Source organism: Bradyrhizobium sp. 147 (assembly GCF_023073935.1).
Lineage (GTDB): Bacteria > Pseudomonadota > Alphaproteobacteria > Rhizobiales > Xanthobacteraceae > Bradyrhizobium.
This window is the reverse complement of record NZ_JADPKL010000011.1, coordinates 20,886-33,671: the sequence shown is the minus strand read 5'-3', so window position 1 is coordinate 33,671 and position 12,786 is coordinate 20,886. Positions and strand designations below refer to the sequence as shown.

The 12,786-nt window shown below is 65.3% G+C and carries 9 protein-coding genes; 5 read left to right on the top strand and 4 right to left on the bottom strand.

Annotated features, from left to right (window positions below):
- Positions 1 to 30: 30 nt before the first annotated feature.
- Both IVA87_RS02745 and IVA87_RS02740 read right to left on the bottom strand, forming a co-directional pair.
- Positions 31 to 1,842 (bottom strand): ATP-binding cassette domain-containing protein, encoded by a 1,812-nt coding sequence (locus IVA87_RS02745; RefSeq protein WP_247332663.1) that lies wholly within the window; start codon positions 1,840 to 1,842, stop codon positions 31 to 33.
- A gap of 2 nt (positions 1,843 to 1,844) precedes the next feature.
- On the bottom strand, positions 1,845 to 2,336 hold the full coding sequence (locus IVA87_RS02740) for a YaiI/YqxD family protein (RefSeq protein ID WP_247304411.1): 492 nt from the start codon (positions 2,334 to 2,336) through the stop codon (positions 1,845 to 1,847).
- Between the two features lie 103 nt (positions 2,337 to 2,439).
- Between IVA87_RS02740 and IVA87_RS02735 the strand changes: the two genes are divergently transcribed.
- A complete protein-coding gene (locus IVA87_RS02735) occupies positions 2,440 to 3,240 on the top strand; it encodes a hypothetical protein (RefSeq protein WP_247304410.1) in 801 nt (266 codons plus the stop codon).
- A gap of 246 nt (positions 3,241 to 3,486) precedes the next feature.
- Here the strand turns inward: IVA87_RS02735 and IVA87_RS02730 are convergent, their stop codons facing one another.
- Positions 3,487 to 5,859: a xanthine dehydrogenase family protein molybdopterin-binding subunit gene (locus IVA87_RS02730; RefSeq protein ID WP_247304409.1), complete on the bottom strand. Its 2,373-nt coding sequence runs from the start codon at positions 5,857 to 5,859 to the stop codon at positions 3,487 to 3,489.
- Positions 5,860 to 6,065: 206 nt separating this feature from the next.
- On the opposite strand from IVA87_RS02730, the gene IVA87_RS02725 reads away from it, so the two are divergent.
- Together IVA87_RS02725 and IVA87_RS02720 are read left to right on the top strand one after the other, a co-directional pair.
- Complete coding sequence (locus IVA87_RS02725) at positions 6,066 to 7,139, top strand: Ppx/GppA phosphatase family protein (RefSeq protein WP_247304408.1); 1,074 nt, start codon at positions 6,066 to 6,068, stop codon at positions 7,137 to 7,139.
- 1 nt (position 7,140) lies between these two features.
- Positions 7,141 to 7,839 carry an RlmE family RNA methyltransferase gene (locus IVA87_RS02720; RefSeq protein WP_247304407.1) on the top strand — a complete coding sequence of 233 codons (699 nt, stop codon included), beginning with the start codon at positions 7,141 to 7,143 and terminating at the stop codon, positions 7,837 to 7,839.
- Positions 7,840 to 7,972: 133 nt separating this feature from the next.
- On the opposite strand, the gene IVA87_RS02715 is transcribed toward IVA87_RS02720, so the two are convergent.
- Positions 7,973 to 9,463, bottom strand: coding sequence for an MFS transporter (locus tag IVA87_RS02715; protein ID WP_247304406.1), 1,491 nt, complete (start codon positions 9,461 to 9,463; stop codon positions 7,973 to 7,975).
- Between the two features lie 417 nt (positions 9,464 to 9,880).
- Here IVA87_RS02715 and guaB point away from each other — a divergent pair, with 417 nt between their 5' ends.
- Complete coding sequence (guaB, locus tag IVA87_RS02710; protein ID WP_247304405.1) at positions 9,881 to 11,374, top strand: IMP dehydrogenase; 1,494 nt, start codon at positions 9,881 to 9,883, stop codon at positions 11,372 to 11,374.
- 264 nt (positions 11,375 to 11,638) lie between these two features.
- On the top strand, positions 11,639 to 12,661 hold the full coding sequence (locus IVA87_RS02705) for an NADP-dependent oxidoreductase (RefSeq protein ID WP_247332662.1): 1,023 nt from the start codon (positions 11,639 to 11,641) through the stop codon (positions 12,659 to 12,661).
- The last annotated feature ends 125 nt before the right edge of the window (positions 12,662 to 12,786 follow it).

The following is a 12,786-nucleotide window of genomic DNA, read 5'->3' as shown; positions in this document are numbered from 1 at the left end:
AAACCGGTGCCCACTTTTGCGGAATACGCGCTATGCCTGTTCAATCTCTTCGCGGAGCATTTCAAGTTCGAGCCAGCGCTCTTCGGCAGCAGACAATTCTTCATGCGCCTTGGCGATGGCGGCGGAGGTGTCGTCGAACTTCTTACGATCCTTGGTGTAGAGGTTGGGATCGTCGAGCACGCGTTGCAGCTTGGCGATATCGGCCTGCAACGCTTCCATCTTCTTCGGCAGCGTTTCCAGCGCGTGCTTCTCGTTGAAGCTCAGGCGCCGCTTTGGTGCGGCAGCGGGAGCAGCTGGCCGTTCCTCTTTCTTCTCCGCCGAGGCCTGCACCTTTGCCGTATCACGTTTGAGGTCCGCGCCGCGCTGCGCCAGCATGTCGCTGTAGCCGCCGGCATATTCGATCCATTTGCCGTTACCCTCGGGCGCGATCACGGAGGTGACGACGCGATCGAGGAAATCGCGGTCGTGGCTGATCAGGATTACCGTGCCCTCGTAATCGCCGAGCATCTCCTGGAGCACGTCGAGGGTGTCGAGATCGAGATCGTTGGTCGGCTCGTCCAGCACCAGGAGGTTCGAGGGCTTTGCCAGCGCGCGGGCCAGCATCAGCCGGCCACGCTCGCCGCCGGAGAGCACCTCAAGCGGCGTGCCGCGCTGTTCCTGTGCGAACAGAAAGTCCTTCATGTAGCCGACGACATGCTTCGGCTTGCCGCCGACCATGATGTGATCGCCGCGGCCACCGGTCAGCGCTTCAGCCAGCGTCGACTTCGGATCGAGGCTTTCACGGTGCTGGTCGAGCGTTGCCATCTCGAGATTGGCCCCGAGCCGCACAATGCCGGAATCCGGCTGCGTGCCGCCGGTGAGCAGGTTGACCAGGGTGGTCTTGCCGGCGCCGTTCGGCCCGATGATGCCGAGCCGATCGCCGCGCTGAATGCGGGTGGAGAAGTTTTCGACGATCTTGCGCTCGCCATAGGCCTTGGTGATGCCCTTGGCCTCGATCACCAGCTTGCCGGACTGCTCGGCTTCCGCGGCTGCCAGATTGGCGCTGCCGGCGCTGCCGCGATAATTGCGACGCTGGTCGCGCAGCGCATGCAGATTGGCGAGGCGCTTGACGTTGCGCTTGCGCCGGCCGGAGACGCCGTGGCGCAGCCAGTGCTCCTCGTCGACGATCTTGCGGTCGAGCTTGTGCTGGTCGCGCTCTTCCTCCGCCAGCACCTCGTCGCGCCAAGCCTCGAACGAGGCAAAGCCGCGGTCGATCTGCTTGATTTTGCCGCGGTCGAGCCAGGCGGTGGAGCGCGACAGGTTGGTGAGGAAGCGGCGGTCGTGGCTGATCAGCACCAGCGCACTGCGCCGGCTGTCGAGCTCCTTTTCCAGCCACTCGATGGTGGAGAGATCGAGATGGTTGGTCGGCTCGTCAAGCAGCAAGATGTCGGGCGAGGGCGCCAGCACGCGGGCGAGCGCGGCACGACGGGCCTCGCCGCCAGAGAGGTTATGCGGGTTCTCCTCGCCGGTGAGACCGAGCTGTTCCAAGAGATAACGCGCCTGGTGCAGGTCGTCGCCGGGCGCGAGGCCTGCCTCGACATAAGCGAGCGTGGTCTTGTGCTCGCCGAAGTCCGGCTCCTGCGGCAGATAGCGCACGGTAGCGCCAGGCTGCACGAAGCGCGTGCCGCCATCGGGTTCGACCAGCCCGGCGGCGATCCTGAGCAGCGTCGACTTGCCGGAGCCGTTACGGCCGATCAGGCAGACGCGCTCGCTTGGCGCGACATTGAGCTCGACGCCGCTCAAAAGCGGCGTGCCGCCAAACGTCAGCCTGATGTCTTTCAGTTGGATCAGCGGCGGCGCCATGGTCAGCTCTGACTGGTTGCGGCCGCATCAGCGCGGCGGCGCTGAATCCGGCGCAGCGTCTGGTCCAGCGCCGAGAGGAATGCGGAACGGTCGCGCGGCGCGAACGAGCGCGGGCCGCCGGTGACTTCGCCGGCCGAACGCAGATCCGTCATGAGGTTGCGCACCGCCAACGTCATGCCGATCGATTCCTCCGTGAACGGCTTGCCGTTTGGTGCGATCACGTCGGCGCCCGCCTTGACGCAACGGCTGGCCAGCGGAATGTCTGATGTCACGACAACATCGCCGGGCTTGGCGCGCTCCGCGATCCAGTCGTCGGCCGCGTCCATGCCCGGACCGGCGGCGATGCGCTCGATCAGGGGATCTTGGGGCACGCGGATGAAATTGCCGGCAACCACGCTCACGGGCACGCCGTGGCGGAGCGCGACGCGGTAGATCTCGTCCTTCACCGGACAGGCGTCGGCATCGATATAGATGCGAGTGGGGGTGTCAGTCATTGGCCGCGTGGTACCCCATTCGGGCCGCAAAGGCGAGGGGATTGACCGGTGTTCCCTGGGCTCTACGATCAGCTCCGAAACAACAAGAACGGGAACGCCAGCCATGCCGGACCGGCTCGAAACCTATCGCGTCCAGGCCTACAACACTGCAAAGCAGTCCGAGAACAAGATGCACGACGACACGGTGGCGCGCCGTTTCGGCTTTTCCGGCGGGCTGGTGCCGGGCGTCGATGTCTTCGCCTACATGATGCACGTGCCGATTGCCCGCTGGGGCCGCGATTTCCTCACCCGTGGACTGGTCGAGGCGCGCTTCATCAAGCCGGTCTATGACGGCGAGACCGCCGATGTCGATGCCACCGAGCACAATGGCCTGCTGACGATCGAGGTGTTCAGTCGCACCGAGCTTTGTGCGACGGGCACGGCCACGCTGCCAGCGGCGGCGCCGACGATTTCGCTGAGCGACTATGTCGAGGTGCCTGTTGTTGGCGAGCGCACGCCAGTCAGTCCGGCGACGTTCGAAACGGGGAAATGGCTGGGCACGCTTCCGCGCCGCTGGGCTGAACAGGATGCGGCCGACTATCTCGCCGATATCAGGGAGACCGATCCGATCTTCGCACGCGAGAGGCTCGGCCATCCCGGCCTGATCCAGCGCGTCATCAACCGCGTGCTGGTCGACAACACCATTCTGGGTCCGTGGATTCACGTCGGTAGCCGTATGCAATTGCTGGCGGCCGCGCGCGCTGGCGACGAGATCACCGCGCGGGCAAAAGTCACCGCGAATTACGAGAAGAAGGGCCACCGCTTCGTCGAGCTCGACGCGCTGGTTGTTGCCAACGGCACCACGCCGCTGGCGCATTGCCAGCACACCGCGATCTATCAGCCACGCGAGCAGGCTGCGGCGTAGGGAAGGCGCACGGCGCGTCCTCACATTCGCTGTCATTCCCCGCGAAGGCGGGGAACCCAGTACGCCGCGGCCATCAAGAAAACCACAACCGTCTCGGAGTACTGGATCGCCCGGTCCCGGCTCCGCCAAGGCTACGCCGAGGCCCACAGGAGTGCTCGGCCCGCCGAAGCCTTGGCGAAGGCGGCAAGCCGGGCGATGACAGTTTGCGCGTGGAAACGGCAGGTGATCGGTCTGCGAGAGAGGCCCTTACGCCGCCTTGGCCTTCGCCTCTTGGATCGCCCGCCACACCCGCTCCGGCGTGAGCGGCATGTCGATGTGGTTGATGCCGTACTCTGAAAGCGCGTCAAGTACCGCGTTCACCACCGTCGACAGGCTGCCGGCGCAGCCGGCTTCGCCGCAGCCCTTGCTGCCGAGCGGATTGGTCGTGGCCGGCACCGGATGATCGCCGACCGTCATGTTCGGCACGTCCTCGGCGCGCGGCAGCGCGTAGTCCATCAGTGAGCCCGTGATCGGCTGGCCGCTGTCGTCGTAGCGGATCTGCTCCATCAGCGCCTGACCGATGCCCTGGACGACGCCGCCATGGAGCTGGCCCGCGACCAGCATCGGATTGATCACCGTGCCGAAATCGTTGACCGCGCTGTAGCGCACGATCTGCACCACGCCGGTCTCCGGATCGATCTCGACCTCGGCGACGTGGCAGCCGTTCGGGAAGGCCGACGGCACCGGCTCGCTGGTGTGGTCGACGTCGAGGCTGTCAGGCACGCCCTCCGGCACCTTGCCACCATGCAGGCGCTGCGCCAGCTCCATGATATCGATGCTGCGATCGGTGCCAGCGATGGTGAAGCGGCCGCCTTCGAACTCGATGTCGGCCTCGGACGCCTCCAGCATGTGCGCGGCGGCGCGCTTGCCCTTTTCGATCACGAGCTTGGCGGCTCCCACGATCGCCATGCCGCTCGCGGTGATCGAGCGCGAACCGCCGGTGCCGTTGCCGGTGTGCACGATGTCGCTGTCGCCCTGGACGAGCTTGACGCGCTCGAAGGGCACCCCGAGCTGCTCGCTCAAAACTTGCGCAAACGGCGTCGCATGGCCCTGGCCGTAATCGAGCGTGCCGGTGACGAGCTGCACGGTGCCGTCAGGGTCGAACACGATCTTGCCGAGCTCGGGGCTCGGCGGCGCCGTGACCTCCAGATAGGAGCCGACCGCGATGCCGCGCAGCTTGCCGGCCTTTTTGCTCTCCTTCTTGCGCTTCGCAAAATTATCGTAGTCGGAGATTTCGAGCGCCTTGTTGAACACGGCCTGGAAGTCGCCGCTGTCATACGTGACGCCGGAGGAGGCCGCGAACGGCATCTGGTCCGGCTTGATGAAGTTGCGCTTGCGCAAGGTCAGCCGGTTGATGCCCATCTCGTCGGCGGCGCGGTCGATCAGCCGCTCCATGTAATAGTTCGCCTCGGGCCGACCGGCGCCGCGATAGGCGCCCATCAGCGTGGTGTTGGTCAAAACCGTCTTGATGTCGACCGCCATCAGCGGCGTGCGATAGACGCTGGAAAAATTCTTGCCGGTATTGAGCGAGAGCGGCCCCGGCGCAACGCCGGTTATATAGGCGCCAAGATTGCCGTAGCCGGAGAGCTTGGCCGCGAGGAAATGCCCCTCGGCATCGAGTGCGAGCTCGGCATGGATTTTTTGTGCACGGCCGTGGCTGTCGGAGAGAAAGCTGGTGGAGCGCTCGTCCAGCCATTTCACCGGCCGCTCCAGCGCCTTCGCCGCGTACAGGATGCACATGTACTCGGGATAGTTGATGTTCTTCATGCCGAAGGAGCCGCCGACATTGGCGGTGAGGATGCGTACCTTCTCGTTCGGCACTTTCAGGTTCTTGGCGAGATTGGCCCGGTTGCCGGCGACACCCTGCGTCGGCACCTGAAGCGTGTAGCGCTCGGTCTTCTTGTCGTAGGAGGCAAGCCCCACGCGCGGCTCCATCGAGACCACGGCGACGCGGGTATTCTCGATGTCGAGCTTGGTGACGTGGGCGGCGCTGGCAAACGCCGCGTTCACCTTCTCCATGTCGCCATAGTGGTAGTCGAGCGCGACGTTGTTCGGGATATGGTCGTAGAGCTGCGGCGCGCCGGGCTTGGCCGCTTCCTCGGGGTCCGTCACTGCCGGCAGCGGCTCGATGTCGAGCTCGACGGCGTCGGCCGCATCGCGCGCCTGGGCCAGCGTCTCTGCCACCACGAAGGCGACGGGATCGCCGACGAAGCGGACCTTGTCGGTCGCCAGCGGCTGACGGTTAGTCTGAAGCAGGGGCGAGCCGTCGCGGCTCTTCAGCGGCAGGCCGCAGGTGAAGGGGCCGTAGCCGGCTGCATCGAGATCGGTGCCGGTCCACACCCCCAGTACGCCCGGCATCGCCTTGGCGGCATCAATGCCGATGCGGCGGATGATGCCATGGGCGTGGGTGGAGCGGACGACAACGGCATAGGCCTGGCCGGGCAGGTTGAAATCGTCGGTATAGCGGCCTTTGCCGCGCACCAGCGTGTCGTCCTCCTTACGTCGGACGGGCTGCCCGACGCCATATTTTTGCAGTGCAATAGCGTTTTCGAGCGCGGACGATTTGGTATGTTCTTGCATGGAGTGACCTGAAAACCGGTATTTGCGCATTTTCGCGGCAGCGGGAGACCGGACCTCACTGAAATACCCCACGGCCCCGTTCACGACAACGCACGAATGGGCATGGTCCCATGTGATGCGATGTTGCGCAGACCTGCTGCGCTGCTAATGTTTCAGGCGAAAAGCAATTCCAGATCGGCCCGATGGGTCGCGGAAAGACAGTTTGTATGAATGACCACACGCGGCTCCGCGATGGCCTTGGGCTGCACGGTGAGCTGGAGGGGTCGATGGCGGCGGTGGCGTTGGCCACTGTACCGGCCGTCGGCGCGCAGGCGCCGGGAACCGGCGTCTATGCGGCGCTGGACCTCGGCACCAACAATTGCCGACTCCTGATCGCCTGTCCGACCCAGGACGGCTTTCGCGTAGTCGATTCCTTCTCGCGCATCATCCGGCTCGGCGAGGGCGTCTCGGCAACGGGATGCATCAGCGAGGCGGCGATCGAGCGCGCCATCGCGGCGCTCAGCATCTGCCGCGACAAGATCAATTTGCGCAAGGCGCGGCGGCTGCGCCTGATCGCGACCGAGGCCTGCCGCGCAGCCTCGAATGCGCAAGGTTTCCGCAGCCGTGTCGCGGCCGAGACCGGCATCGAGCTGGAGGTGATCGACCGCGAGACGGAGGCGGCGCTCGCCGTGCTCGGCTGTTCGCCGCTGGTGGACCCCAGAGGACGCGGTGCGATCCTGTTCGATATCGGCGGCGGCTCGACCGAACTGGTGCGGATCGAGCGCGATCCGGAAAATCCCGAGCCGCGCATAAAAGCCTGGATGTCGATCCCGCTTGGCGTCGTCACCCTCGCCGAGCAGTTCGGCGGCCGCGACGTGACGTCGGAGATCTATGCCGCGATGGAGCAGGAGGTTGCGAGCCACGTCGCGCCGTTTGCGGGGCAGCATGGCGGCGATCTCGCCGACATGCATCTTTTGGGCACCTCCGGCACGGTAACCACGCTCGCCGGCATCCATCTCAACCTCGCGCGCTACGACCGCCGTCGCATCGACAGCATCTGGATGAACGATTCCGACATCACCGCGACCATCAACAAGCTGCTCGGCATGAGCTACGAGGAGCGTGCCGGCAACAGCTGCATCAGCATCGAGCGTGCCGATCTCGTGCTCGCCGGCTGCGCCATTCTCGATGCTATTAGGCGCGCCTTTCCGCTGCCGCGTCTGCGCGTCGCCGATCGGGGCTTACGCGAAGGCATGCTGGTCGAGATGATGCGCGAGGACGGCGCCCTCAGGAGCTGGTGAGATGGCCAAGGACACCACCGGCCGCTTGCACGTCCAAGTCAAGACCAAGGTCAAGACCGGCGGCAAGCGCAAGCTCTCGTCGAAGCTGTGGCTGGAGCGGCAGCTCAACGATCCCTATGTCGCGAAAGCCAAGGCGGCGGGCTATCGCTCGCGCGCGGCGTTCAAGCTCTTGGAGATCGACGACAAGTTCCGTCTTCTCAAGCCAGGCATGGCTGTGGTGGACCTCGGTGCAGCGCCCGGCGGCTGGAGCCAGATTGCCGCCAAGCGCGTCGGCTCCACGGAAGGCAAGGGCAAAGTCGTCGCGATCGACCTGCTGGAGATGCCTGAGATCCCGGGCGTCGATTTCGCGCAGCTCGACTTCATGGACAATGACGCCCCCGAAAAGCTCACCGCGATGCTGGGCGGCGGCGCCGACGTCGTGATGTCGGACATGGCGGCCAACACCACCGGCCATCGCAAGACCGACCAGCTCCGCATCGTCGGTCTCATCGAGACCGCGGCGGCCTTTGCCTGCGACGTGCTCAAGCCCGGCGGCACGTTCCTGGCAAAGACTTTCCAGAGCGGTGCCGACGCCGATCTGCTCGCCCAGCTCAAGCGCGATTTCACCGCCGTGCGTCACGTCAAGCCGGCCGCGAGCCGCCAGGATTCCTCGGAACGCTACGTGCTGGCGACGGGCTTTCGGGGCGAGGCGAAGGCGTAACCACAAGCGCTGTCATTCCGGGGCGCCTCGAAGAGGCGAGCCGGGAATCCATTTCTCCTCGCGCTCCGCGGCACAATAGATTCCGGAGATTCCAGGCTCGATGCTCCGCATCGCCCCGAATGACCGAAGGAACTCACCCCAGCCGCTGATCCCGCACGTCCTGGGTATCCTCGCTCGCTGCCTTGAGCGCTGCCTTCTCTGCGCCCTTGCCGGCACCTTTGCGGCTTGCGATCTCCGCCGCCTTGCGGCCGGAGATCTCGTGACCGGCGTCAGCGGGCATCTGCCAGAAGAACCAGCTAGAGGCCGCCGAGGTCAGCGCGACCACGACAAAGGCCGGCGCGAACACGGTGGCGTCGAGCTCGCTGACATGACTGAACCACATGGTCGTCTCGACGCAGGCCGCGCCGACGGCGACGCCGGCGGAGACCGCGAGCTGCTGGTTGACGCTGACCAGCGTGGTGGCCCGGCTCATCTGGGCGGTCTCGACATCGGCATAGGCGACTGTGTTAATGGCGGTGAACTCCAGCGAGCGGAAGAAGCCGCCGACCACCAGGATCACCATGATGATGAGCAGCGGCGTCGTCACCGTGAACAGCGCGCAGACGCCGAGGAAGAATGCGCTGATGATCGCGTTCACCGTCATCAGATTGCGGAAGCCAAAGGCGCGGATGATGCGCGCCGCCAGCGTCTTCATGCCCATGGCGCCGAGCGAGGAGGCAAAGGTGACGAGGCCGGAGTGGAACGGCGACAGGCCGAAGCCGATCTGCATCAGGAGCGGCAGCAGGAAGGGCAGCGCGCCGATGCCGAGCCGGAACATGAAGCCGCCGAGCACGGCCGCGCGTAGCGTCGGCAGCTTCAGCAGCGAAAAATCCAGCACCGGCGATCCCGTCCGCCTTGCGTGGATGACGTAGAGCGCCATCGAGATCGCGCCGCCCACCACCAGCGCGGCAACCGTGCTCCAGGGCAGCAGGTTGAGCCCGGCGACGGAGAGACCAAACGCGATGCCGGCCAGTCCGATGCCCGCCAGCATCATGCCGTAGAGGTCGAATGGTTCCTGAGTCTCGCTCTTGATGGGATCGATGAAGCGCAGCGCCATGAAGATGCCGAGCAGCCCGATCGGGATGTTGATCAGGAAGATCCAGTGCCAGGAGGCGTAGGTGGTGATGAAGCCGCCGAGCGGCGGGCCGATCACCGGGCCGATCAGGGCAGGGACCGTCACCCAGGCCATCGCGTTGACCAGCGCGCTCTTGTCGACCGAACGCAGCAGCACGAGACGCCCAACAGGCGTCATCATGGCCCCGCCCATTCCTTGCAGGATGCGCGCGAACACGAAATCGGTGACCGAGGTCGAGAGCGCGCAGCCGACCGAACCGACCATGAACACGCCGACCGCGATTGCGAACACCATGCGCGCGCCGAAGCGGTCGGCGGTCCAGCCGCTCGCCGGGATGAACACGGCCAGCGACAGCAGATAGGAGGTGATCGCGAGCTTCAGCGTCAGGGGACTGGTGCCGATGTCGGCCGCGATCGCCGGCAGCGAGGTGGCGATCACCGTCGAGTCCATGTTCTCCATGAAGAGAGCAGTGGCCACGATCAGCGGAATGACGCGTTGCTTGTCGACCATGACGGAATGGTAATGAAAATCGGAAGGAAGAGTGGACTTGCGGCTTATCACCCCCGTCAGGCCGGGACCATTGCGCAACAACGCATAGCACCTAAATGCCGCGTAACGGTGTGACCCGCTTCAACGGTTGCACCCCGGGGAGTCTCGCTCCCTCGTCATTGCCGGGCGCCCCTTCTGGCGCCAGCCCGGAATGACGGTGGGTGGGGGCGCGCACAGGCTATCCCCGCTGAATCTGCCCAAAAAGCCTGTGCATGGCTGTCCGGCGGTCCGAATTGCTTTGATTCGTCACGCGGCCGTGCTATCGACCCGCGTCAACCCCACCGATGGGCTCCGATTCTCCGGCGATGCCGCAAGGCACGCCGAGGGCGGCGCTCATCCATAGCTATTTGCGGCAGGGCCGCAGGAAGGAGTTGGCAGATGGCCACGGTGCAACTTCAAGGCATTCGCGAAGCCTTCACGTTCGACGACGTGCTGTTGAAGCCTGGCCTGTCGGACGTCATGCCGGGCGAGGTCGACATCCGTTCCCGCGTCACCCGCGCCATTCCGCTCAACATCCCGATCATGGCCTCCGCCATGGACACCGTCACGGAGGCGCGTATGGCGATCGCCATGGCGCAGGCCGGCGGCCTCGGCGTCATCCATCGCAATTTCGACCCCGACGGGCAGGCTGCCCAGGTGCGGCAGGTCAAGCGCTACGAGTCGGGTATGGTGGTGAACCCGCTCACCATCAGCCCCGAGGCGACGCTCGACGACGCACTCAAGCTGATGAGCGATCACGGCATCTCCGGCATTCCCGTCGTCACCGGCGCCGGCAAGTCCACGCCGGGCAAGCTGGTCGGCATTCTCACCAACCGCGACGTGCGGTTTGCGACCAACCGGCAGCAGAAAATCTCCGAGCTGATGACGCACGAAAATCTCGTCACGGTGCGCGAGAATGTCAGCCAGGACGAGGCGCGGCGGATGCTGCACCAGCATCGCATCGAGAAGCTGCTGGTGGTCGACGAGCAATATCGCTGCGTCGGCCTCATCACCGTAAAGGACATGGAAAAGGCGGTCGCCCATCCGCTCGCCTGCAAGGATGCGCAGGGCCGCCTGCGCGTTGCTGCTGCCACCACTGTCGGCGACACCGGCTTCGAGCGCACCGAGCGCCTGATCGATGCCGGCGTCGACCTCGTCGTCGTCGACACCGCGCACGGCCATTCGCGCCACGTGCTGCACGCCGTCAACCGCATCAAGCGTCTCTCCAATTCCGTGCAGGTCGTTGCCGGCAACATTGCCACCACCGAAGGCGCGCAGGCACTGATCGACGCGGGTGCGGATTGCATCAAGGTCGGCATCGGCCCGGGCTCGATCTGCACCACGCGCATCGTCGCCGGCGTCGGCGTGCCGCAGCTCACCGCGATCATGGATGCGGTGGAAGCCGCGAAGAAGTCCGACGTTCCAGTGATCGCCGACGGTGGCATCAAGTTCTCCGGCGATCTCGCCAAGGCGCTTGCCGCCGGCGCCGACATCGCCATGGTCGGCTCGCTGCTCGCCGGCACCGACGAGACGCCGGGCGAAGTGTTTTTGTGGCAGGGCCGCTCCTACAAGGCCTATCGCGGCATGGGCTCGGTCGGCGCGATGGCGCGCGGCTCGGCCGATCGCTACTTCCAGCAGGACATCAAGGACGCGCTCAAGCTCGTGCCTGAGGGCATCGAGGGCCAGGTACCCTACAAGGGCCCGGTCGGTAACGTCATGCACCAGCTCGCCGGCGGCTTGCGCGCCGCGATGGGCTATGTCGGTGCGCGCGACATGAAGGAGCTGCACCAGAAGGCCCAGTTCGTCCGCATCACCGGCGCGGGCCTGCGCGAAAGCCACGTCCACGACGTCACCATTACGCGCGAAGCGCCGAACTATCCGGGCGGCGGTTAGTCGTTTTCGCTCTCGTGCCCCGGACGCAGCGCAGCGCTCTTTCAGCGGGTGCGCTGCAGAGCCGGGGCCCAGCGTTCTTCCATACTGGGCAATCATCCGTGCTGCGTGGGTCCCGGCTCTGCGCAGCAGCGCAAGAGCGCTGCGGCGCGTCCGGGACACGAGAACGGCGCATGCCTCCCCGACTACCCTCTCCACTGCTTTTGTATTGACGCGCCTCGCTCCCTCCGCTTCGCTTGCAACGAAGAAACTCCGGAGGAAGCCATCATGTCCCAAGGCAAACGCATCGTTCTCGCCGCGCGTCCCGTCGGCGAACCCAAGCCGTCTGATTTTCGTCTGGAGGAATTCGCGGTGCCGACGCCAGCGGCAGGCGAGGTCCTGTTGCGCACGATTTGGCTGTCGCTAGATCCCTATATGCGCGGGCGCATGAGCGAGGGGCCATCCTACGCCGCACCGGTGCCGATTGGCGGCGTGATGGAAGGCGAGGCGGTCAGCGAGGTCGCGGCGTCCAACAATCCTGATTTCGCGGTCGGCGATATCGTGCGCATCCGCTCCGGCTGGCAGACCCACGCGATCTCGAACGGCAAAGGATTGATCAAGGTCGATCCCAAGCTCGGCCCGATCTCGACCTCGATCGGCGTGCTCGGCATGCCCGGCATGACGGCCTATACGGGCCTGCTCGACATCGGCAAGCCGCAACCGGGCGAGACCGTCGTCGTCGCCGGCGCCTCCGGTGCGGTCGGTTCGGCCGTCGGCCAGATCGCGCAGATCAAGGGCGCGCGCGCGGTCGGCATCGCTGGCGGCAAGGACAAGTGTGATTACGTCGTCAAGGAACTCGGCTTCGATGCCTGCATCGATCACCGCAGCCCCGATCTCGCGGCAAAGCTCAAGGATGCCTGCCCTGGTGGCATCGACGTCTATTTCGAGAATGTCGGCGGCGCGGTGTTCGAGGCGGTGTTCCCGCTGCTCAACCCCTTCGCGCGCGTGCCGGTCTGCGGCCTGATCGCGCATTACAACGACACCGAGGCCAAGCCGCCGAAATGGGCCGCATCCTTGATGCGCAACATCCTCACCAAGCGTCTGACCTTCCGCGGCTTTATCGTCTCCGACTTCGCCGCGCGCCATGGCGATTTCTTGCGCGACATATCGGCCTGGGTCCGGGAGGGCAAGGTGAAATACAAGGAGTTCGTCACCGAGGGCCTGGAGAGCGCGCCCGGCGCCTTCATGGGCCTCTTGAAGGGCGCCAATTTCGGCAAGCAGCTGGTGCGGGTCGGACCTGACAAAGTCTAGCTGCGCCGGGGCCACACGCCGGCGGGTATGGTTAAGAAAGAGTCACCAAATGGTCACACCTTGAGGCAAAAGCCGCAGGTGTGACCCGTGTTCATTGACCCCGAGGTGAAGGCATTGAATCATCG

Bases quoted from the DNA above. Each gene is read 5' to 3' on its own strand.
- IVA87_RS02745 (WP_247332663.1), bottom strand. From the start codon at position 1,842: ATGGCGCCGCCGCTGATCCAACTGAAAGACATCAGGCTGACGTTTGGC.
- IVA87_RS02740 (WP_247304411.1), bottom strand. From the start codon at position 2,336: ATGACTGACACCCCCACTCGCATCTATATCGATGCCGACGCCTGTCCG.
- IVA87_RS02735 (WP_247304410.1), top strand. From the start codon at position 2,440: ATGCCGGACCGGCTCGAAACCTATCGCGTCCAGGCCTACAACACTGCA.
- IVA87_RS02730 (WP_247304409.1), bottom strand. From the start codon at position 5,859: ATGCAAGAACATACCAAATCGTCCGCGCTCGAAAACGCTATTGCACTG.
- IVA87_RS02725 (WP_247304408.1), top strand. From the start codon at position 6,066: ATGAATGACCACACGCGGCTCCGCGATGGCCTTGGGCTGCACGGTGAG.
- IVA87_RS02720 (WP_247304407.1), top strand. From the start codon at position 7,141: ATGGCCAAGGACACCACCGGCCGCTTGCACGTCCAAGTCAAGACCAAG.
- IVA87_RS02715 (WP_247304406.1), bottom strand. From the start codon at position 9,463: ATGGTCGACAAGCAACGCGTCATTCCGCTGATCGTGGCCACTGCTCTC.
- guaB (WP_247304405.1), top strand. From the start codon at position 9,881: ATGGCCACGGTGCAACTTCAAGGCATTCGCGAAGCCTTCACGTTCGAC.
- IVA87_RS02705 (WP_247332662.1), top strand. From the start codon at position 11,639: ATGTCCCAAGGCAAACGCATCGTTCTCGCCGCGCGTCCCGTCGGCGAA.